At 70.7% G+C, this 19,661-nt stretch carries 18 protein-coding genes; 12 read left to right on the forward strand and 6 right to left on the reverse strand.

Annotated elements, in window-relative coordinates; genetic code table 11:
* The 3 genes from ACJ73U_RS44680 to ACJ73U_RS44690 all read left to right on the forward strand — a co-directional run.
* The coding region (locus ACJ73U_RS44680; RefSeq protein WP_407783866.1) for a metal-dependent hydrolase at positions 1-624 on the forward strand (624 nt) is incomplete at its 5' end.
* 42 nt (positions 625-666) lie between these two features.
* Positions 667-1,311 (forward strand): ThuA domain-containing protein, encoded by a 645-nt coding sequence (locus ACJ73U_RS44685; RefSeq protein WP_407783867.1) that lies wholly within the window; start codon positions 667-669, stop codon positions 1,309-1,311.
* A complete protein-coding gene (locus ACJ73U_RS44690) occupies positions 1,296-2,369 on the forward strand; it encodes a Gfo/Idh/MocA family protein (RefSeq protein ID WP_407783868.1) in 1,074 nt (357 codons plus the stop codon). Before ACJ73U_RS44685 ends, ACJ73U_RS44690 begins: the two co-directional genes overlap by 16 nt.
* A 149-nt stretch (positions 2,370-2,518) precedes the next feature.
* On the opposite strand, the gene ACJ73U_RS44695 is transcribed toward ACJ73U_RS44690, so the two are convergent.
* Positions 2,519-3,901, reverse strand: coding sequence for a dihydrolipoyl dehydrogenase family protein (locus ACJ73U_RS44695; RefSeq protein ID WP_407783869.1), 1,383 nt, complete (start codon positions 3,899-3,901; stop codon positions 2,519-2,521).
* 120 nt (positions 3,902-4,021) lie between these two features.
* Between ACJ73U_RS44695 and ACJ73U_RS44700 the strand changes: the two genes are divergently transcribed.
* On the forward strand, positions 4,022-4,429 hold the full coding sequence (locus ACJ73U_RS44700) for a heavy metal-responsive transcriptional regulator (protein ID WP_407783870.1): 408 nt from the start codon (positions 4,022-4,024) through the stop codon (positions 4,427-4,429).
* A 150-nt stretch (positions 4,430-4,579) separates the two neighbouring features.
* On the opposite strand, the gene ACJ73U_RS44705 is transcribed toward ACJ73U_RS44700, so the two are convergent.
* Complete coding sequence (locus tag ACJ73U_RS44705) at positions 4,580-5,587, reverse strand: zinc-binding alcohol dehydrogenase family protein (protein ID WP_407783871.1); 1,008 nt, start codon at positions 5,585-5,587, stop codon at positions 4,580-4,582.
* A 92-nt stretch (positions 5,588-5,679) separates the two neighbouring features.
* On the reverse strand, positions 5,680-7,299 hold the full coding sequence (locus tag ACJ73U_RS44710) for an acyl-CoA dehydrogenase family protein (RefSeq protein ID WP_407783872.1): 1,620 nt from the start codon (positions 7,297-7,299) through the stop codon (positions 5,680-5,682).
* Between the two features lie 49 nt (positions 7,300-7,348).
* Between ACJ73U_RS44710 and ACJ73U_RS44715 the strand changes: the two genes are divergently transcribed.
* Genes ACJ73U_RS44715 through ACJ73U_RS44730 form a run of 4 tightly spaced genes read left to right on the forward strand, consistent with a single transcriptional unit; the run spans position 7,349 to position 11,657 of the window.
* Entirely contained in the window at positions 7,349-8,074 is a 726-nt protein-coding gene (locus ACJ73U_RS44715; RefSeq protein ID WP_407783873.1) for a PaaX family transcriptional regulator C-terminal domain-containing protein, read from the forward strand.
* 9 nt (positions 8,075-8,083) lie between these two features.
* Entirely contained in the window at positions 8,084-8,545 is a 462-nt protein-coding gene (locus tag ACJ73U_RS44720) for a GNAT family N-acetyltransferase (RefSeq protein WP_407783874.1), read from the forward strand.
* 26 nt (positions 8,546-8,571) lie between these two features.
* Positions 8,572-9,297 carry an HAD family hydrolase gene (locus ACJ73U_RS44725; protein WP_407783875.1) on the forward strand — a complete coding sequence of 242 codons (726 nt, stop codon included), beginning with the start codon at positions 8,572-8,574 and terminating at the stop codon, positions 9,295-9,297.
* Positions 9,294-11,657: a glycoside hydrolase family 65 protein gene (locus ACJ73U_RS44730; protein WP_407783876.1), complete on the forward strand. Its 2,364-nt coding sequence runs from the start codon at positions 9,294-9,296 to the stop codon at positions 11,655-11,657. The genes ACJ73U_RS44725 and ACJ73U_RS44730 overlap by 4 nt, the downstream gene beginning before the upstream one ends.
* Positions 11,658-12,281: 624 nt before the next feature.
* Here the strand turns inward: ACJ73U_RS44730 and ACJ73U_RS44735 are convergent.
* Positions 12,282-12,548, reverse strand: coding sequence for a hypothetical protein (locus ACJ73U_RS44735; protein WP_407783877.1), 267 nt, complete (start codon positions 12,546-12,548; stop codon positions 12,282-12,284).
* Between the two features lie 173 nt (positions 12,549-12,721).
* Here ACJ73U_RS44735 and ACJ73U_RS44740 point away from each other — a divergent pair, with 173 nt between their 5' ends.
* Both ACJ73U_RS44740 and ACJ73U_RS44745 read left to right on the forward strand, forming a co-directional pair.
* Positions 12,722-12,868 (forward strand): hypothetical protein, encoded by a 147-nt coding sequence (locus ACJ73U_RS44740; RefSeq protein WP_407783878.1) that lies wholly within the window; start codon positions 12,722-12,724, stop codon positions 12,866-12,868.
* Positions 12,868-13,266 carry a hypothetical protein gene (locus ACJ73U_RS44745; RefSeq protein ID WP_407783879.1) on the forward strand — a complete coding sequence of 133 codons (399 nt, stop codon included), beginning with the start codon at positions 12,868-12,870 and terminating at the stop codon, positions 13,264-13,266. The genes ACJ73U_RS44740 and ACJ73U_RS44745 overlap by 1 nt, the downstream gene beginning before the upstream one ends.
* A gap of 1,105 nt (positions 13,267-14,371) precedes the next feature.
* On the opposite strand, the gene ACJ73U_RS44750 is transcribed toward ACJ73U_RS44745, so the two are convergent.
* Entirely contained in the window at positions 14,372-17,356 is a 2,985-nt protein-coding gene (locus tag ACJ73U_RS44750; protein WP_407783893.1) for a glycine--tRNA ligase, read from the reverse strand.
* A gap of 51 nt (positions 17,357-17,407) precedes the next feature.
* Between ACJ73U_RS44750 and ACJ73U_RS44755 the strand changes: the two genes are divergently transcribed.
* Positions 17,408-18,214 carry an alpha/beta hydrolase gene (locus ACJ73U_RS44755; protein ID WP_407783880.1) on the forward strand — a complete coding sequence of 269 codons (807 nt, stop codon included), beginning with the start codon at positions 17,408-17,410 and terminating at the stop codon, positions 18,212-18,214.
* Here the strand turns inward: ACJ73U_RS44755 and ACJ73U_RS44760 are convergent.
* Positions 18,198-18,500: a WhiB family transcriptional regulator gene (locus ACJ73U_RS44760; protein WP_407783881.1), complete on the reverse strand. Its 303-nt coding sequence runs from the start codon at positions 18,498-18,500 to the stop codon at positions 18,198-18,200. The genes ACJ73U_RS44755 and ACJ73U_RS44760 overlap by 17 nt on opposite strands.
* A gap of 157 nt (positions 18,501-18,657) precedes the next feature.
* On the opposite strand from ACJ73U_RS44760, the gene ACJ73U_RS44765 reads away from it, so the two are divergent.
* Complete coding sequence (locus tag ACJ73U_RS44765) at positions 18,658-19,602, forward strand: Ku protein (protein WP_407783882.1); 945 nt, start codon at positions 18,658-18,660, stop codon at positions 19,600-19,602.
* The last annotated feature ends 59 nt before the right edge of the window (positions 19,603-19,661 follow it).

Here is a 19,661-nt window from a genome sequence, read left to right on the forward strand (position 1 = left end):
ACGCTGCTCGGCCCGTTCTCCCGCGCGCTGTCCTGGCTGCTGCGGCACGTCTCGGCGGGGATCTACCAGGTCACGAAGGGCCCGCGGGACGAGCGGCGGCGCGGCACCCACCGACACCTCTCGCACACGGTCCTGTTCGCGGTCGGCCTCGGGTTCGCCGCGAGCACCGGCACGAAGGCGGGCGGCCCGTACGCGGTGGCGGCGGTCGCGGTGCTGGGCCTGCTGCTCGCGGAGGACGCGCTCGGCGACTGGATGCTGGTCGTGTCGGCGGCGGGCGTGGTGTGGTGGTTGCGGGTGGCCGGTCCGGATCCACTCGCCGAGCTGGGGCACATGTCGGGGATCATGGGGATCGCCGTGGCGGTCGGCTGTTTCACGCACTGCCTGGGCGACGCGCTCACCGAGTCCGGCTGCCCGTTCCTGTTCCCGGTCCCGATCGCGGGCGAGACGTGGTACGAACTGCGCCCGCCCAAGCCGTTGCGGCTGACGACGGGCAAGCGGGTCGAGCGCCTGCTGGTGTTCCCGGTGTTCGCGATCGTCGGTCTGCTGCTCATCCCCGGCGCGTGGCAGTTCGGCGCGGACTTCGTGACGCGGATGTTCGAGCCGCCGGCCGCGGCCGCGCCGTGAAAACAGGAGCGCACCCGATCGGATCTGTGGAATCCTGATCAGGTGACGACGAAGCACGCGTTGCTCGTACGTGGCGGCTGGGAAGGCCACGACCCGGTGACGACGACCGATCGGTATGCGAATTTCCTGTCCGGCGAAAGTTTCGACGTCTCCACTTCGGACTCCCTGGACGCCTATCTCGACGACTTGTCCGAAGTGGACCTGATTGTCCAGTGCTGGACCATGGGCCAGATCACCACCCCACAGCTCGACGGGCTGCGGGCGGCGGTGCGTGCCGGCACCGGGTTCGCCGGCTGGCACGGCGGCATCGTGGACGCGTTCCGCGACCAGCCGGAGTACCACCTGCTGACCGGCGGCCAGTTCATCCACCACCACAAGGACTTCGTGCGGTACCCGGTGACGGTGACCGCCGACCACCCGGTCGTGTCCGGGCTGGGGACGTTCGAGGTCCACAGCGAGCAGTACTACGTGCACGCCGACCCCGGCAACGAGGTCCTGGCGACCACGGCGTTCCTGCCCGACCCCGACCGGCCGGAGATCGGCACGCCGACGATGCCGGTGACCTGGGTGCGCCGGCACGGCGCCGGGCGGGTGTTCGTGACGACCATCGGGCACCGCATGGCGGACCTGGAGCTGCCGGCGGTGGACGAGATGATCAGGAGAGGGCTGCGGTGGGCAACGCGCTGAGGGTCGGGCTCGTCGGGATCGGCAACATCAGCGGGCAGTACCTCGCCACGCTGCCGGGGCTGTCCGGCGTCTCGCTGGTCGCGGCGGCCGACCTCGACCCGGCGCGCCAGGTGCCGGGCGGCCGGATGATGACGCCGGCGCAGCTGTACGCGGCCGAGGTCGTGGACCTGGTGCTGAACCTGACCATCCCACGGGCGCACGCGGAGGTCGCGCTGTCCGCGATCGCGGCCGGGAAGCACGTGTACAACGAGAAACCACTCGCATTGTCCACTGGGGAGGGTGGCGAGGTGCTCGCGGCCGCGTCGGCGGCGGGGGTGCGGGTCGGGTGCGCGCCGGACACCGTGCTGGGCACGGGCACGCAGACCGCGCGCCGGTGCATCGACGACGGCCTGATCGGCCGGCCCGTCGCGGCGACGGCGTTCATGGTCACGCCGGGGCACGAGCGCTGGCACCCGGCGCCGGAGTTCTACTACCAGCCGGGTGGCGGCCCGCTGTTCGACATGGGGCCGTACTACCTGACGGCGCTGGTGACCCTGCTGGGCCCGGTGCGCCGGGTGACCGGGCTGGCGTCGACGCCGCGCCCCGAACGGGTGATCGGCCAGGGACCACGCGCGGGCACGGCGTTCCCGGTGGCGATACCGACGCACGTGACCGGCACGCTGGAGCACGAGAACGGCGCGTTGACGACGTTGCTGATGAGCTTCGACGTGTGGGCGGCGAACCTCCACCCGATCGAGGTCTACGGCACCGCCGGCTCGCTGTCCGTGCCGGACCCGAACAACTTCGCCGGCGAGGTCCGCGTGTTCACCGCGGCGTCGGCGGACCGCCAGGACGCCGGCTGGACGCCGGTCGAACCGTCGGCGGGGCACCGGAACGCGGGCCGCGGCACGGGTGTCGCCGACCTGGCCGAGGCCCTGGCGACGAACACCGAACACCGCGCCAACGGCACCCTCGCCTACCACGTGCTGGACATCATGGAGTCCCTCCTCCGCGCCACCGAAACCGGCACCACACAGGAGATCCACAGCACCACCCCCCGCCCCACCCCCGTCCCCTGACCCCCGCGTGTCCAACGCCCACGCCCCGCGTGTCCAACACTCACGACGCCTGAGTTCAACCGAACCGTCGGCGGGTCGCCGACAGGTTTCGTTGAACTCGCGGGTCGCGCCGGTTGGACACGCGGCTCTTTTCGGTTGGACTCGCGGGGTTAGGTGTCCAGGGCGGTCAGGGCGGCTTCTATGCCGCGGTGGAAGGTGGGGTAGGCGTAGATCATCTGGCGGAGGAGCTTCGTCGGGACCTCGGCGTGGACCGCCACCACCAGGGCGCCCAGCACCTCGCCGCCGTTCGGGCCGACGGAGGTGGCGCCGACCAGGATGCCGCGGTCCGCGTCCTCGACGACCTTGATGAAGCCCTGGTTACCGACCTTGTGGATGAAGCCGCGCGTCGTGTCCTGGAGCCGTGCGAGGCCGGTCCGGACGTTGAGGCCCTGGGCGCGGGCGGCCGCCTCGGACAGGCCGACCGAGCCGATCTCCGGGTCGGTGAACGTGACGCGCGGGGTGGCGCGGTAGTCGGCGACCTCCGCGTCCTCCGCCCCGAGGATGTCGGCCGCCGCGATCCGCGCCTGGTACATCGACATGTGGGTGAACGCGCCGCGCCCGGTGATGTCGCCGATCGCCCACAGGCCGTCCGTGGCCCGCATCCGCTCGTCGACGGTGACGCCGCGCGCGGTGTCGTCGAGGCCGACCGAGCCGATGCCCAGCGCCTTCATGTCGGTGCGCCGGCCGGCGGCGACGAGCATGCGGTCGGCGGCGACCACCTCGCCGTTGTCGAGCTTGACGTTGAACTGGCCGGTCTCGTAGCTGACCCGCGCGGCGCCCAGGCCGGTGCGCACGGTGATGCCCTCGTCCTCGAACGCCTTGCCGAGCAGCTCGCCGGCCTCCGGCTCGTCGGCGGGCACGAGCCGGTCGGCGTGCTGGACGACCGTGACGGCGGCGCCGAAGCGGGAGAACATCTGCGCCAGCTCGCACCCGACGGGGCCGCCGCCGAGCACGACCAGCGAGCCGGGCACCTCCTCGACCGCGACGGCGTCGCGGTTGGTCCAGTAGGGCGTCTCGGCCAGCCCGTCGACCGACGGCACGGCGGGTTCGGTGCCGGTGTTGAGCACGACGCCGCGCCGCGTGGTGAAGACCTCCTCGGTGCCGTCCGGCTTGGCGACGGTGACCTCCCGCGACCCGGTGAGCCGCCCCCACCCGCGAACGAACCTGCCACCCGCGTCCTCGAACCGGTCGACCGCGGCCTGGTCGTTCCAGTCGGCGGTGATCTCCGCCCGGATGCGGTTGGCGACGATGGCCCAGTCGGGCGTGACGTCGGCGGCACCCGCGAGGACGGGGACGCGGCGGGACTCCTGGAGCGCGTCGCTGGCGCGGATCATCGCCTTGGTCGGCACGCAGGCGTAGTACGGGCACTCGCCGCCGACCAACCGCCCGTCCACACCGACGACCTGGAGCCCGGCGCGGGCGAGCCGGGCACCGACGTCCTCACCGCCGGGACCCATCCCGATCACGACCACATCGACCTCGGTACCCGGCATGAACGATCACTCCCAGCGGCTGTTGACGACGCGGCGTTGACGATGCCGTATCCGACACCGGTCCGGCTAGTCGGCACGCGGCTTGACCTTGGAGCGGGGTCCAAGGTTTACCGTCGGGACATGCGTGTGGCTGAGCTTGCCGTGGCGGCGGGGGTCGCGCCCGACACCGTGCGGTACTACGAGCGCAGCGGGTTGCTGGCCCCGCCGCCGAGGACGTCCGGGGGCTACCGGGCCTTCCCGCCGTCCGCGGTCGACCGGCTGCGGTTCATCCAGGGCTGCCAGCGCCTGGGCCTGCGTCTGAAGGAGATTGGCGAGCTGCTCTCGGTGCGCGACACCGGCGAGTGCCCGTGCGAGCCGGCCGCGGCGCTGCTGCGCGGTCGCATCGCCGAGATCGACGCCGAGGTCGCCCGCCTGGCCGCCCTGCGAGCCGAGCTCGCCCGCATGGTCGCCACCGTGCCCGACGGCCCGTGCCAGGACCCCGCGCCCGGCACGTCATGGTGCGCACCGGGAGGAGGTGACCCCTCATGACCGACGACTGCTGCGGCTCCGACTGCTGCTCGGCAGGCTGCTGCTGATCCGACGATCCCGACGAACCGACGACCCGACGAACCGATGACCCCGCTGGCGAGGCGCCCGCCGGCGTGGGTGGCGGCCCGCGTTCGCAAGCCCTGACCCAGCTCAGCGTCCTGGTGCCCGGAACGTCTCCGGGACCAGCACCGCCGCGCCGGTGACCCGGCCCTCGGCCAGGTCGAGCAGCGCGTGGTCGGCGTCGGCCAGCGGGTAGTCCGTGGTGGACACCCGCAGCCGGTGCTCCTCGGCGAACGACAGGAACTCCCGTGCCTGCGCCCGGGTGTTCGACGTGACGCCGCGCAGCTGCCGGTCCTGGAACAGGTGCGCCTGGTAGTTCAGCGGCGGCACGTCCGTCAGGTGGATGCCGGCCAGTGCCAGCGTGCCGCCCCGATCGAGGGCGGCGAGCGCCCGCGGCACCAGCGTGCCGGCCGGAGCGAAGATGATCGCCGAGTCGAGGGGTTCCGGCGGTTGGTCAGCCGAGGCCGACGCCGCGCCGAGGGACAGCGCCAGCGCCCGCGCGGCGGGGCTGCGGGTCACCACGTGCACCGTCGCGCCCCGGGCCAGCGCCACCTGGGCCGCGAGGTGGGCGCTCCCGCCGAACCCGTAGAGCCCCAGCCGGCCGCCGGCCGGCAGCTCGGCACGCAGCAGCGCGTGGTAGCCGATGATGCCCGCGCACAGCAGCGGCGCCAGCTCGCTGTCGGTGTAGCCGGCGGGCAGCGGCAACGCGTACGCGGCCGGCACCACGGCGTACTCCGCGTAGCCGCCGTCGGCGTCCCAGCCCGTGTAGCGGGAGTACGGGCACAGGTTCTCCCGGCCACGCAGGCAGAACCGGCACGTCCCGCAGGTGTGCCGCAGCCACGCGATGCCGACCAGGTCCCCCACGGCGAACCCGCCGGCGGCCCGCTCGACCTCGCCGACCACCTCGTGGCCGGGCACCACGCCGGGGCGGTGCACCGGCAGGTCGCCCTCCGCCACGTGGAGGTCCGTCCGGCACACGCCGCACGCCCGCACCCGGACCAGCAGCTCGTCCGGACCGGGCACGGGCTCGGGGACGTCCCGTCGCGTCAGCGGTCCGGTGGCCGCCGGGCCCGGGCGTTCGACTCGCCACGCACGCACCCGCCCACGGTAGGCCAGAACCGGCCCGGTCGGTGGCGCTCCCCGTCCGCTACCACGACGAGGCGACCAACCGCTTCAGGGACCTTCTCGAGTCACTTGACCCCTACCCGCGCGACGATCGCGGACGTGTCCACGCCCGACGGTAGGGTGCCGAACGCGACACCCCAGTCGCCGCCCAGCCGGGACGCGCAGAACGCGTCCGCGACCGCCGGGTGTCCGCTCCGGACCAGCAGGGAACCTTGCAGCACCAGGGCCATCCGCTCCACGAGCCGCCGCGCCGAGGCCTGGTCCGGACCGTCGGCCAAGCGCTTGCGCAGGTCGGCCAGCGCCGCGTCCAACCGGGCGTCGGCCCCCGCGGCCTGGGAGACCTCGGCGAAGAACGCCTCGGCGCCGCCGCCTGCCATGGCACGCAACACATCCAGCGCGGCCACGTTGCCGGAGCCCTCCCAGATCGAGTTCAGCGGCGCGTCGCGGTAGAGCCGCGGCAGGCCCGACTCCTCGACGTAACCGTTGCCGCCCAGGCACTCCAGCGCCTCGTTGGCGTGCGCGGACGCCCGCTTGCACACCCAGTACTTGCTCACCGCGAGCCCCAGCCGGCGGAACGCGGCCTCGGACTCGTCGCCGGCGAGGGCCGCGTCGGTGGCGCCCGCGAGCCGCATCGCCAGCGTGGTCGCGGCCTCGGACTCGACGGCCAGGTCGGCCAGCACGTTGCCCATCAGCGGCTGGTCGACCAGGTAGTCGCCGAACGCCTGGCGGTGCGTCGCGTGGTGCACGGCCTGGACGACTCCCAGCCGCATCCCGGCCGCCGCGCCGATCACGCAGTCCAGCCGGGTCATGTTGACCATCTGGATGATCGTGCGGACGCCCTGGCCCTCCTCGCCGACGAGCCACGCGACCGCCTCGTCGTACTCGACCTCCGACGACGCGTTGGACCTGTTGCCCAGCTTGTCCTTCAGGCGCTGCAGGTGCATGCGGTTGCGGGTGCCGTCGGGCAGCACCCGCGGGAGCAGGAAGCACGACAGGCCGCCGGGCGCCTGGGCCAGCACCAGGAACAGGTCGCACATGGGCGCGGACGTGAACCACTTGTGCCCCGTCAGCAGGTAGCTGCCGTCGGACTGCGGCACCGCGCGCGTCGCGTTGGCGCGGACGTCCGAGCCGCCCTGCTTCTCCGTCATCGACATGCCCGCGGTCAGGCCGCGCTTGGTGTCCGGCACCCGCAGGCCCGGGTCGTACGACCGCGCCGAGAGCAGCGGCTCGTACCGCCGCGCGAGGGCGGGGTTGTGCCGCAGGGCCGGGATCACCGCGTAGGTCATGGAGATCGGGCAGCCGTGACCGGACTCGACCTGCGACCACGTGTAGAAGCGGGCCGCGCGGGCGGTGTGCGCACCCGGGCGGGAGTCCCGCCACGGCGCGGCGTGCATGCCCCGCTGGATCGCTACCGCCATCAGCTCGTGGTAGTACGGGTGGTACTCGACCTCGTCGATCCGGTTGCCGTAGCGGTCGTGCGTGCGCAGGACCGGCGGGTGGGCGTTGGCGAGCCGGCCCCACTCCTGGGCCTGCTCGGACCCGGCGAGCTGGCCCAGTTCGTGCAGCTCCGCCTCGGCCCAGCCGGCGCCGTGCCGGTGCAGGCCGTCGAGGAGGGCGGCGTCGGCGGCCACGTCGTGCCCGGCGAGCGGAGGAACCTGGTTGGTGACCACATGAGTAGTCGGCATGCGATGGATATTACATTTCTTGAACACGCGACACCAGGACGTAAGGAACATGGTTTCGGGACTGCGGCCCCTCACTGCCCGCTCGGCGGTGCTCAGCACGCTGCTGGGCGTGCACCCGCCACGGTTGCCCGCGCGGACGCTCGTGCGCGTCGGCGAGCTGTTCGGCATCGCCGAGGGAACCATCCGGGTGGCACTGTCCCGGATGGTCTCGGCCGGCGACCTGACGCAGGTCAACGGCGACTACCAGTTGACCCGCCGGCTGCGCGACCGCCAGGCAAGGCAGGACCACAGCCGCTCGCCGTCGACGCGACCGTGGGGCGGCGACTGGGAGATCGCCGTGGTGACGGCCGCGCGCCGCTCCCCCGCCGAGCGCACCGCGTTCCGCACCGCGATGACCGAGCTGCGGCTGGCCGAGCTGCGGGAGGGCACGTGGCTGCGGCCGACGAACCTGGTCCGGGAGCGGCCCGCGCTGGTGACCGAGCAGTGCACGTTCCTCACGGGACGACCGGAGACGCCGGGGCTCGCCGAGTCGCTGTGGGACCTGCCGGGCTGGGCGGCGCGGGCACGTGAGCTGGTGGCGGCACTCGACGTGGCCGCGGACCTCCCGTCGACCTTCATCCTGGCGGCCGCGGTCCTCCGCCACTTCCTCGCCGACCCGCTCCTGCCCGAGGAGCTCCTGCCGGCCGACTGGCCGGGACAGCGCCTGCGCATCCGCTACGAGGAGTTCGACGACCGGTTCCAAAAGATGTTGAGGGCGCACCTCGAGATCGAGTAGTCCTGCCGCATGCACATCAGAGCCGCACGCCCCGACGAGGCCGGCGCCATCAGCGATCTCGCCGTCCGTTCGAAGGCCTACTGGGGTTACGACGAGGACTTCCTGGCCGGCAGCCGCGTCCAGCTGGCGGTCGGACCGGACGAGGTGGGCCGCCGGCGGGTCACGGTGGCCGAGCGGGACGACGGCGTCGTGCTCGGGTTCTACGCGCTGGAGGGGGACCCGCCGGTCGGCGAGCTGAGCCTCATGTTCGTCGCCCCCTGCCACATCCGGGGCGGCGTCGGACGGCGACTGTTCGCACACGCGGTGTCCACGGCGCGTGACGTCGGGCTCACGGCGTTCACCATCGACTCCGACCCGTTCGCCGAGGCGTTCTACCTGACCATGGGCGCCGTGCGGACGGGCGAGGCGCGGTCCCCGATCCGGGCCGGCAGAAAACTGCCACGCCTCACGTTCACTGTGTCCAGCAGTTGATCTCCGGCTTCGGTACCGTGCATCACGTGCTCGGGCTGCCAGATCACATCACCGCGCTGCTGTTCGACCTCGACGGTGTCCTCACCGGTACCGCCGCGCTCCACCGTGCCGCGTGGAAGGAAACGTTCGACCCGTTGCTCGCCGACCACGGCCAGCAACCCTTCACCGACGCCGACTACAACAACTACGTCGACGGTCGGCCCCGCTTCGACGGCGTCCGGGCGTTCCTGCGCTCGCGTGCCATCGACCTACCCGAGGGGCCGCCGGACGCGGCCCCTTCCTACGACTCCGTCCAGGGCGTCGGCAACCGGAAGAACGTGCGCGTCCAGGAGATCATCGCCGAGCAGGGGGTCCAGCCGTACCCGGGCTCCCGGCGCTACGTCGAGGCGGCCAGGAAGGCCGGGCTGCGCATCGCGGTCGTCACCTCCTCGGCCAACGCCACGACCGTGCTCGACGCCGCGGACCTGACGAAGGACATCGAGGCCCGCATCGACGGCGTGGTCATCACCGACCGGAAGCTCCGCGGCAAGCCGGCGCCGGACTCCTTCCTCGCCGGCGCCGAGGCACTGAACACGCCACCCGTCAACGCCGCGGTGTTCGAGGACGCCCTGTCCGGAGTGCAGGCCGGCAAGGCCGGGCACTTCGGCTACGTGGTCGGCGTCGACCGGGTGGGCCAGGCGGCGGAGCTGCGGGCGCACGGCGCGGACGTCGTGGTCACCGACCTGGCCGAACTGCTGGAGGACGAGGCGTGACGCACGGGTTCCAGACCTCGCCGTGGGCTCTGCGGTGGGACACGCTCGACCTCTCGGCGCTCGACCGCACCGAGTCGATCTTCGCACTGTCCAACGGGCACATCGGCATGCGCGGCACGCTCGAGGAGGGTGAGCCCCGCGGCGTGCCGGGCACCTACCTCAACGGCCTCTACGAGCGCCACCCGCTCCCCTACGCCGAGGCCGGCTACGGCTACCCGGAGGACGGCCAGACCGTCGTCAACGTGACCGACGGCAAGATCATCCGGCTGCTGGTCCAGGACGAACCGCTGGACATGCGGTACGGCCGGGCGGTCGAGCACCACCGCGTGCTCGACTTCCGCTCCGGCACGCTGCGCCGCGACACGGTGTGGGAGTCGCCGACGGGGCGGCGCGTGCGGGTGCGGACCGAGCGGCTCGTGTCGTTCACCCAGCGCGCGGTCGCCGCGATCCGCTACGAGGTCGAGCCGCTCGACGGCGACATCCAGCTGGTGGTGCAGTCCGACCTGCTCGCCAACGAGCCGATCGACTCCGCGTCCAAGGACCCGCGGGTCGGCGCCGCGCTGGAGGCGCCGCTGGTGTCCGAGGACGTCTCGGCCGGCGACCTGTACGCGGTGCTCATCCACCAGACCCGCCGGTCCAAGCTGCGGGTCGCAGCCGCGATGAACCACGAGATCGAGACGGTCGACGGCCTGCAGTGCGAGATGCACGTCGAGGACGACCTCGCCCGGCTCACCGCGGCGGTGGACGTGCCGAGCGGGGCGCGCCTGGTGCTCACCAAGTACATCGGCTACGGCTGGTCCTCCCGCCGGTCCGCGCCCGCGCTGCGGTCACAGGTCTCCGCCGCCATGGCCGGCGCCAAGCAGACCGGCTGGCACGGTCTGCTCGCGGAGCAACGCGCCTACCTCGACGACTTCTGGGCCACCGCCGACGTCGAGATCGAGGGCGACGACGAGCTGCAGCAGGCGGTGCGGTTCGGCCTGTTCCACATCCTGCAGGCCGGCGCCCGCGGCGAGAGCCGGGCGATCCCGGCAAAGGGCCTCACCGGGCCCGGCTACGACGGGCATTCCTTCTGGGACAGCGAGACGTTCGTGCTGCCGGTGCTCACCTACACCGTCCCGGAGGCCGCCCGCGACGCGCTGCGCTGGCGACACGCGAGCCTCCCCAAGGCCCGCGAGCGCGCGGAGGCGCTCGGGTTGCGGGGGGCGGCGTTCCCCTGGCGGTCGATCGACGGCGCCGAGTGCTCGGCGTACTGGCCGGCCGGCACGGGGGCGTTCCACGTGTCCGCGGACGTGTCCGACGCCGTCGCCCGCTACCTGGACGCGACGGGCGACGAGGACTTCGAGCGCGACCACGCGACGGAGATCCTGGTGGAGACCGCGCGGCTGTGGCGCTCGCTCGGCCACCACGACGTGCACGGCGGTTTCCGCATCGACGGGGTGACCGGACCGGACGAGTACACGGCGGTCGTGGACAACAACGTGTACACGAACCTGATGGCGCAGCGGAACCTGCGCGAGGCGGCCGCCGTGTGTTCGCGCCAGCCCGACGTGGCCTTCGCCCTGGGGGTGACCGACGAGGAGATCGCGGCGTGGCAGGAGGCCGCGGCGAAGATGGTGGTCCCGTACGACGAGATGCTCGGCGTGCACCCGCAGTCCGAGCGGTTCACCCAGCACGCGCCGTGGGACTTCGAGAACACGCCGCAGGAGGACTACCCGCTGCTGCTGCACTACCCGTACTTCGACCTGTACCGCAAGCAGGTCGTGAAGCAGGCGGACCTCGTGATGGCCATGTACCTGCGCGGGGATGCCTTCACACCGGAGCAGAAGGTGCGCAACGTCGACTACTACGAGCCGCTGACCGTGCGGGACTCGTCGCTGTCGGCGTGCGTGCAGGCGGTGATGGCGGCGGAGGTCGGGTACCTGGACCTGGCGTACGACTACTTCGCCGAGGCCGCCCTCACCGACCTGCACGACCTGCACGCCAACGTGCGCAACGGCCTGCACATCGCGTCACTGGCGGGAGCCTGGATGGTGGCGGTCGCCGGTTTCGGCGGGATGCGCGACCACAGCGACTCCCTGACCTTCGCCCCGCGGCTGCCGTCGGCCCTGACCCGCATCGCGTTCCGGCTGACCTATCGGGAGAGCCGGTTCGCCGTCGAGATCGACCAGTCGAGCGCGAGCTACACCCTGCTCGACGGCCCCTCGCTGACGGTCCAGCACCACGGCGCCCCGGTCGAGCTGACGAAGGGCACCACCGAACGACGGCCGATCCCCACGATCGAGCCGCGGGAGGCACCCAGCCAACCGAAGGGCCGAGAGCCGCGCCGCCGCACCCCGAAGATCATCGGCGACCCCGGCTGACCGCGCACCACCACCATCACGGGAGGCACCGCACGCGTGCAGCGCCAATGGCGTTCACGAGGGTGCGGTGCCTTTCGAGGCAGGAAGACGCCTCGCCAGACGCGAGGTGAACCCCGCAAGACCGCGCACTCGGTCCGCGAAACGGACCACGGCTGCGGTGGCGCGGCCCACCGTGATCATCACCGGATTCGGCGAGCGCCCTAAACCAGGCAGGAAGAAGCCTCACCAGACCCGGGGTGAACCCCGCAAGACCGCGTGCCGGGTCCGCGAATCGGGCCACCCACCCGGCGGCGAGACGCAACGTGATCCTCGCTGGGTTCGGGTGAGCGTCTTGAGGGATGCCTCCAGGGCAGCCCACCCGGCGGGTACCGGGGCGCCTTGAATCTCCCACACCCCACACGCGCGGCGGCCAATGCCCTGAACGGCGCCCTCGGGACGAGGGGCATCTCGAGGGCGCCTTCGGGGCATTGGCCGGGGGTGGCCCACCGCCCCGGGGGTCCGGCGGGGCAGCGTGCCGGGTGAGCGGAGCGCATCGGTCCGCTTGGTCGGGGGTGTCCTGGAAGGCGCGTTCGGGGCGCTGAGCGAAAGCGTCTTCCAGGACGTGGGAGATCCCCGGTCCTCGGGTCAGAGGAGCAGCACTTCCCTGGTGCCGTCCGGACCGTTCAGCAGTAGTTGCTCGCCGCGTTCGCGCACCGATCGGTAGACGAAGTCTCCGTAGCCGATCAGGCGGCGCAGCGCCTCGGTGAGGGTCACGCCCTCGTTCTCGATGACCAGCTCGAGCGCACGGACCGTATCCGGCGAGATAGCGACATTGATGCGCCTCGGCTCGGTGATGAGGCGGTCGTTCAGAACTTCCTCGACGTCCGTGCGGTTACCCGGCATGACCATCACTTCCCACCTTGTCAGCACACTTCACCAAGTCTCCCACGGTGCATACACATTTGCAACAGCGTCTTGCCACGGAATAGACATTGTTTATGTGGCACACAGGAGCTACCCTGCTCTTTAGAGTGATGTTCGCAATGCGAACGCCGCACTCCGGCCCCCACGGAGGAACGTCAGTCATGAGGGACACCAGGACGCCCCGCGACGACGAGCAGCGACGCGGCTCGGACAAGGAGTCGCGGGATGACACCTGGTACGACAACTGCAAACGGCAGCCGGTGGACGAACCGCTGATCGCCACGATCCCGCTGCCGGACGAGCAGTGATGCGCCGGCCAGGGCGGCGACGCCACCCGGCCGGCGGCGAGGTGACCGACGACGGCACCTGGGTGGACCGCTCACCACCCGGCAACAGGGAGCTGATCGCGCGGGGCAGGGAACTGGAGCTTCGTGAGCGCCAGGCCGAGATCGAGGCCAGGAGCGCGGCGCGACGGCACTACCTGCGGATGCAGAAGTGGGTGCTGTTCGGCGTGGGCGCGTTGATCCTGCTCACCGTGTTCGCACTGGTCATCGGCCTGTGGGTCGGCGCGATCTCGACCTCGTTCGCGACCGAGCTGGCACGCATCATGCTGCCGATCCTGCTCGGCGCGGCCGCGACCATCGTCGGCGCGTTCTTCGGCGCCGGCGCGAACGTCAATCCGAATCGTTTTGATCGTGATCAGTGATCCGGCACACCGGGATGAGCACGATCAGAGGTAGATCGACGGGCGGTTCGTCGCCGGTTTCGAACCAGGTCCCGTCAACGGGTTCGAGCCCGCTCACGCGTAGCGGGGGTCGCTCCGCGTGCCGGCGGGCGGAGCTGGTGTCTGGCATTCGTTCGCCCCTCTCCGACCTCCGGCGCCTCGTCGCGCGCCGGGTGCCGCTACGGGCTGTCCGTGCAGGTCAGCAAGGCTGTCCTGCCCTGAGCGTAACCTTCCGAGTACAGGATGACAACACTCGGTGAGTGTCGATTACGTGTAGCTGCTGTGTTGCATCCGCGCCCACACCACACATACACTTAACCCGAATGCCCGAACCTCACGCAACTGGATGTGACCATGTCGGCTAAGGGCGCACGGACCGAGTCCGGTGGGCAGCCAACTTCCGCAAAGGCAGAACCCAAGAGGATCAATGTTGCTGTTTCGCCGGATACTGTTCGTGCTCTTGAGAATGTCATTGAGCGGGAGGGGGTTACGCTGACCGAGGCGCTTCGGCGGTTGGTTGGGTATGGGGATTTTGTTTATCGTGCGGTTCGGGAGCAGCGGGAGCAGTTGATTGTCAAGGGGTCTGAGGGGTCTCGTGAGGTTGTTCTTCTCTGAATTCTGAGTGGGGATCTGGGGGTGGGGGGCCGGGGGTACGGTTAGGGAGTTGGCAACGGGACTTGTCTGGCAAGTCAGCTTTTTCGCCGTTGTGGTCTAGATCTGGCAAGTGGGGCGCGTTGAGCAGATTGGCTTTTGCGCTTTCTGGGGTCGGGGAGTTGGCGCGCTGAGTGGGGTCGCTTGTGCGCCGTTTGTCATTGGGGGTTGGCCAGCAGGGCTCTGCTACTTTTCTGTTCTTGGCTCGGTAGGCCTATTCAGCGGGGCGGATCGTCCGGGTCCGCCTTTTTTTGCTGTCTTGGTCGCGATCTTCGGGCGGCCGGAGGGTTCCGAGTTTGGTCCGCAGTGGGCGTTGGTCCGCTGCTGTCATCGGCCTTGACCTGGTGTTTTGCTTGGGCAGGTCGCCTTTGATCCTTCACGGCCCAGCTTCGCCCGATCCGGCGTCGCTCTGGGCGCCGGATCGGGGCTTTCTCCGCTACTCCGTGGTGAAGCTGGTGCCCAGGGCCTGCCAGTCCAGGACGGGGGCGGCCAGGTCCCTGATTGTGGCCAGGAGGCCCAGGCGGGCCGCTCGGATTTCCTCGTCCTCGGCCATTACCAGGATGTCGTCGAAGAAGGTGTTGATGGGGGTGGTCAGAGGGGTGGCCGCCAGTACGAAATCCGCCAGGGACGTGTTTCGCAGGGCTCCCGTTACCCCTGTCAGGGTCTGATGCAGTGCTGTTTCGGCTGGTTCGGTTAGTTTTGTGGCGTCGTATGTCGGCTTCGTTCCTGCCGGGACTATTCGGCGGACTCGTTGCAGGGCGGCCACCAGCGCCGCGAAGTCCTTGTCGCCTATGTGTTGTTCTATCTCGCGGAGGGTGGATTCCGCGGCGGCCGGCGCGTCCGTCAATGGCAGGACCGCCGCTACGTGGCGGTGGTCGTGGCCGGCGTCCAGCAACTGTTGTTCGTAACGGCGGGTGATGAAGTCCGCTACTTCTTCCAGTGTTTTGTCCGGCACTTCAATGCCCTGTGCGCGGACCTGTTTCGCCGCTGCTGTCAATGCCCTCGTTATCGTGATGTCTGACAGGGTCGGATGTGCGCGCAGGATTGTGATTACTCCGGCCGCTGCCCTACGTAGGCCGAACGGGTCCGAACTGCCGGTGGGGGCGGCACCCACCGCGAACAGGCCCACCAGCATGTCGAACCTGTCCGCCAGTGCCAGTACCGCGCCTGGCGCGGTCGCCGGTGGCCTGTCCCCCGCGGACCTCGGGCGCTCCATGTCGAACAGGGCCTCGGCCACTGCCTGTGGTTCACCCGAGCGGGCCGCGTACTCGCGGGCCATCACGCCGGCCAGGCTGGTCAGTTCGATGACCATCTGGGAGGCCAGGTCGAACTTCGCCAGTGCCGCGGCGCGTTCGAGTGTCGCGACATCCGAAGAGGACAGTGCGCTGCCCAGCTCCCCTGCCACCGCCGCGATCCTGGCCGCCCGGTCGGCCATCGAGCCCAGTTCTTCCTCGAAGGCGAGGCGGGCCAGCCCTGCCTTCATGGTTTCCGGGGCCACCTTCAGGTCCGCGCGCCAGAAGAAGCTCGCGTCCTCGTAGCGCGCGCGGAGGACCGCCTCGTTGCCGGCGCGGACCGCGTCCGTGTCGCACCTGCCGTTGGCCACCGCGACGAAGTGGGGCAGCAGTGCGCCTTCCGGTGTGCGCACCGGGAGATAGCGCTGGTGCTTGCGCATCACGGTGGTCAGGATCTCCTGCGGCAGCTCCAGGTACGTCTTCTCGAAGCTGCCCAGGATCGCGTTCGGTTCCTCGACAAGGTTGGCGATCTCGTCGATCAGCGCCGCCTCCGCGTCGACGTCGATCGTGCCGTGCACCGACGCCGCCAGTTCCCCCGCGGTGTGGACGATCGCCTCGCGGCGGGCGTCCACCGAGGCCGTGATTCCGTGGCCCGCCAGGAAGTTCAGGTAGTTCGCCGCGGTGGGGACCCGCACCTGCGGCTGTTCGGCCGTGCGGTGCACCCTGGTGGTGCGCCCCGCCGCCAGCGTCGACGCCGTCACCGGGACGACCTCCGTGCCCAGCAACGCCACCAGCCAGCGGACCGGCCTGGTGAACGACAGCTTCCGGTCGTTCCAGCGCATGTTCTTGTCGGCGCGCAGTTCGGCGACGACCTCACCCAGCAGACCGCTCAGCACCTCCACCGCGCCGCGGCCGCGGTCCGTCCTGGTGACGCCCACGTACTCGACGCCGTCGATGTCGACGCGCTCCAACGCCGCCGGGTCGACCTGCTGGCCCCGGGCGAAGCCCGCGGCCGCCTTGGTCGGGTTGCCGTCGGCGTCGAAGGCCGCCGATGCCCTGGGGCCGCGGACGAAACGCTCGGCATCGGGCTCCGCGGGGGCCACCTCGTCGATCAGCACGATGATGCGGCGCGGGGTCGCGTGGACCTCGACGTCGCCGTGGGACAGGCGGGTCGCCGACAGCTTCGACCGCACCGCGTCACGCACCGCGCCCGCGCTGCGGGTGACTTCGTGCGGCGGCAGCTCCTCCGTGCCGATCTCGAACAGGAGGGGCGCCGGGGCGGTCACCGTGGCGAACGTCGTGGGGGGCTCGGCCACCGGCGGGAGCTCCGACAGGCCGAGCGGGTGGTCCAGCTCCGCCCGGCGGTCGGCCCAGAGGGCGGACACCTCGCGGGCGAGACCACGCATCCGGGCGAACGCCTTCGCGCGCTCGGTCGTCGACACCGCGCCACGCGCGTCGAGGACGTTGAACGTGTGCGAGCACTTCAGGACGTGCAGGTGGGCGGGGACCGGCAGGCGGGCGTCCAGCATGCGGCGCGCCTCGCCCGCGTAGTCCTCGAACAGGCGCTTCTGCGTGTCGATGTCCGCGTCGTCGAGGTAGAAGCGGCTCATCTCGTACTCGGCCTGGCCGAACGCCTCGCCGTAGGTGATGCCCGGCGCGTACTGGATGTCCTTGAAGTGGCTGACGTTCTGCAGTGCCATGATGATCCGCTCGACGCCGTAGGTGATCTCCACGGACACCGGGTCGAGGCTCATGCCGCCGGCCTGCTGGAAGTAGGTGAACTGGGTGATCTCCAACCCGTCCAGCCACACCTCCCAGCCCAGCCCCCACGAACCGGTCGCCGGGTTCGCCCAGTTGTCCTCGACGAAGCGGATGTCGTGGGCGTGGATGTCGATGCCCAGTGCCTCCAGGCTGTTCAGGTACTGCTCCTGCGGGTCGCCCGGGTCGGGCTTCAGGATCACCTGGAACTGGGTGTGCGTCTGCAGCCGGTTGGGGTTCTCGCCGTACCGGGCGTCGTCGGGCCGCACGCTCGGCTCGACGTAGGCCACCCGCCACGGCTCGGGACCGAGCACGCGCAGGATGGTCGCCGGGTTGAGGGTGCCGGCGCCGACTTCCGTGTTGACGGGCTGCACGATCATGCAACCCCGGTCGGTCCAGTACTTGGTCAAGGCGAGCAACGCGTCCTGCATGGTCAGCACCCATAAAACCCTAATCACCGAAGCCTGGGGAACACTGGGCGGGTGCCTCGATGGCTGGTCTACGGAGCCACGACGATCGTCGTCGGTGTGCTCCTCGTGCTGACGCTCGCCTACCTCTTCCAGCGGCGGCTCATCTACCTGCCCACCGGTGGCCCGGTCCCGCCGGCCGCGGATGTGCTGCCCGGGGCGCGGGACGTGCGGCTGAGCACCGCGGACGGGCTCACCCTCGGCGCCTGGTACGTGCCGGGCGACGGGGGCTTCACCGTGCTGGTCGCCAACGGGAACGGCGGCAACCGGACGCACCGCGTGGCGCTGGCGGCCGCGCTGCGGGACGCGGGTTTCGCCGTGCTGCTGTTCGACTACCGCGGGTACGGCGACAGCGAGGGCGAGCCGACCGAGGCGGGACTCGCGCTCGACGTGCGGGCCGCGCGCTCGTACCTCGTCGACGACCTGCGCGTGCCGCCGGACCGGCTGGTCTACTTCGGCGACAGCCTCGGCAGTGCGGTGGTCACCGAGCTGGCGGTCCGGTACCCGCCGGCGGGGCTCGTGCTGCGGTCGCCGTTCACCGAGCTGGCCGACACCGCGGCCGAGCACTACCCGTTCCTGCCCGTGCGGCTGCTGCTGCGGGACCGGTTCCCGGTGGTCGAGAACGTGCGGCGGGTCCGGGTGCCGACCGTCGTCGTCTACGGCTCGGCCGACTCGGTCGTGCCGCCCGCGCAGAGCCGTGCGGTCGCCGACGCCGCCGCCGGTCCGGTCACGGTGGTGGAGATACGGGGCGCCGACCACAACGACCCGGTGTTGCTCACCGGGTCGCAAGTAATCGGTGCGGTTGTCAGGCTGACTCGCTGACCTGCAGTTTCTTGCGGTGCGCGTACGCGGCGCGGCGCTCGGTCTCGTCGAGGCCGCCCCAGATGCCGTAGGGCTCGTAGACGGTCAACGCGTGGTGGCGGCACTGCACGATCACGGGGCACTGGCGGCAGATCTCCTTCGCCCGCGCGACTCGTTCTTCCCGTGCCTGGCCACGCTCGGCGCGCGGGTGGAAGAACATGTCGCTGTTCTGGCCGCGGCAGGCGGCCAGCCGCTGCCAGTCCCACGTCTCGGCGATCGGACCGGGCAGCCGGGAAACGTCCACCATGGCAGGGCTCCTCCATCACGCTCTCGCTTGACCTCTTCGCGCATGTGGTACCCGGGTGTTCCGGGAGGCAAACGTGCGCCTTTCGATCGAGGTGGACTGGTGCGTTGTCGCTGGAAGGGGCCATGATGACCACCGGGACACATGGGAGGGCAGTACCGTGGCGCGACCTATCTGGAGCGGGGCCATCAACTTCGGGTTGGTGACGATTCCCGTCGAGCTGTACAGCGCGACCGAGGATCACACCATCAGCTTCCGCCAGTTCGAACGGGGCACGTCCGACCGGATCCGGTACAAGCGCGTGAACGAGCGCACCGGCAAGGAGGTGGCGTACTCCGACATCGTCAAGGGCGCGGACCTGGGCGGCGGGGAGTACGTGATCATCGAGCCGGACGAGCTGGACGCCATCGCGCCGGGGCGGTCGCGGACCATCGACATCAACTCCTTCGTCGACCTGGAGGAGATCGACCCGATCCACTTCCAGCGGACGTACTGGCTGGCGCCGGCCAAGGAGGAGTACGGGCGGTCCTACAGCCTGCTGCTCCAGGCCATGGAGAAGACCAACCGGGCGGGCATCGCGTCGTTCGTGATGCGCGGCAAGGAGTACCTGACCGCGGTGCGCGCCGGGGACGGGCTGCTCGTGCTGAACACGCTGCTGTTCCCCGAGGACATCCGGGACCCGGCGCAGGAGCTGAAGTCCCTGCCCGAGGTCACCACCGCCCGGGGCAAGGAACTGGACATGGCGGTCAGCCTGATCGAGTCCATGACCGACGAGTGGCGCCCCGAGGAGTACCACGACACCTACACCGAGCATGTCGAGAAGCTGATCGAGAGCAAGCGCGAGGGCCACGAGATCGTCGCCGCGGAGGAGCCCTCCGAGCCGACGAAGGTGGTCGACCTGTTCGAGGCGCTGTCGCGCAGCGTGGAGAGCCGCAAGAAGGGCCGCGGCTCGGCCCCCTCCCCGTCACCGGCCCTCGACGACCTGAGCAAGGCCGAACTGGACAAGCTGGCCAAGGAGCTGGAGATCAAGGGCCGCTCGAAGATGAACCGCGACGAGCTGGCCAAGGCAGTAGCCGAAGCCCAAAACTCGGCCGCCGCCTCCTAACCGCGTGTCCAACGCCCAAGCACCGCGTGTCCAACGCGCAGAACCCGTGAGTTCAACGA

Source organism: Actinophytocola sp. (genome assembly GCF_045807065.1).
Taxonomy (GTDB): Bacteria; Actinomycetota; Actinomycetes; order Mycobacteriales; family Pseudonocardiaceae; genus Actinophytocola.

Excerpts from the sequence above, each read along its gene's own strand:
- ACJ73U_RS44720 (WP_407783874.1), top strand. The coding sequence starts at position 8,084 with ATGCACATCAGAGCCGCACGCCCCGACGAGGCCGGCGCCATCAGCGAT.
- ACJ73U_RS44745 (WP_407783879.1), top strand. The coding sequence starts at position 12,868 with ATGCGCCGGCCAGGGCGGCGACGCCACCCGGCCGGCGGCGAGGTGACC.
- ACJ73U_RS44740 (WP_407783878.1), top strand. The coding sequence starts at position 12,722 with ATGAGGGACACCAGGACGCCCCGCGACGACGAGCAGCGACGCGGCTCG.
- ACJ73U_RS44760 (WP_407783881.1), bottom strand. The coding sequence starts at position 18,500 with ATGGTGGACGTTTCCCGGCTGCCCGGTCCGATCGCCGAGACGTGGGAC.
- ACJ73U_RS44695 (WP_407783869.1), bottom strand. The coding sequence starts at position 3,901 with ATGCCGGGTACCGAGGTCGATGTGGTCGTGATCGGGATGGGTCCCGGC.
- ACJ73U_RS44710 (WP_407783872.1), bottom strand. The coding sequence starts at position 7,299 with ATGCCGACTACTCATGTGGTCACCAACCAGGTTCCTCCGCTCGCCGGG.
- ACJ73U_RS44750 (WP_407783893.1), bottom strand. The coding sequence starts at position 17,356 with ATGCAGGACGCGTTGCTCGCCTTGACCAAGTACTGGACCGACCGGGGT.
- ACJ73U_RS44715 (WP_407783873.1), top strand. The coding sequence starts at position 7,349 with ATGGTTTCGGGACTGCGGCCCCTCACTGCCCGCTCGGCGGTGCTCAGC.
- ACJ73U_RS44700 (WP_407783870.1), top strand. The coding sequence starts at position 4,022 with ATGCGTGTGGCTGAGCTTGCCGTGGCGGCGGGGGTCGCGCCCGACACC.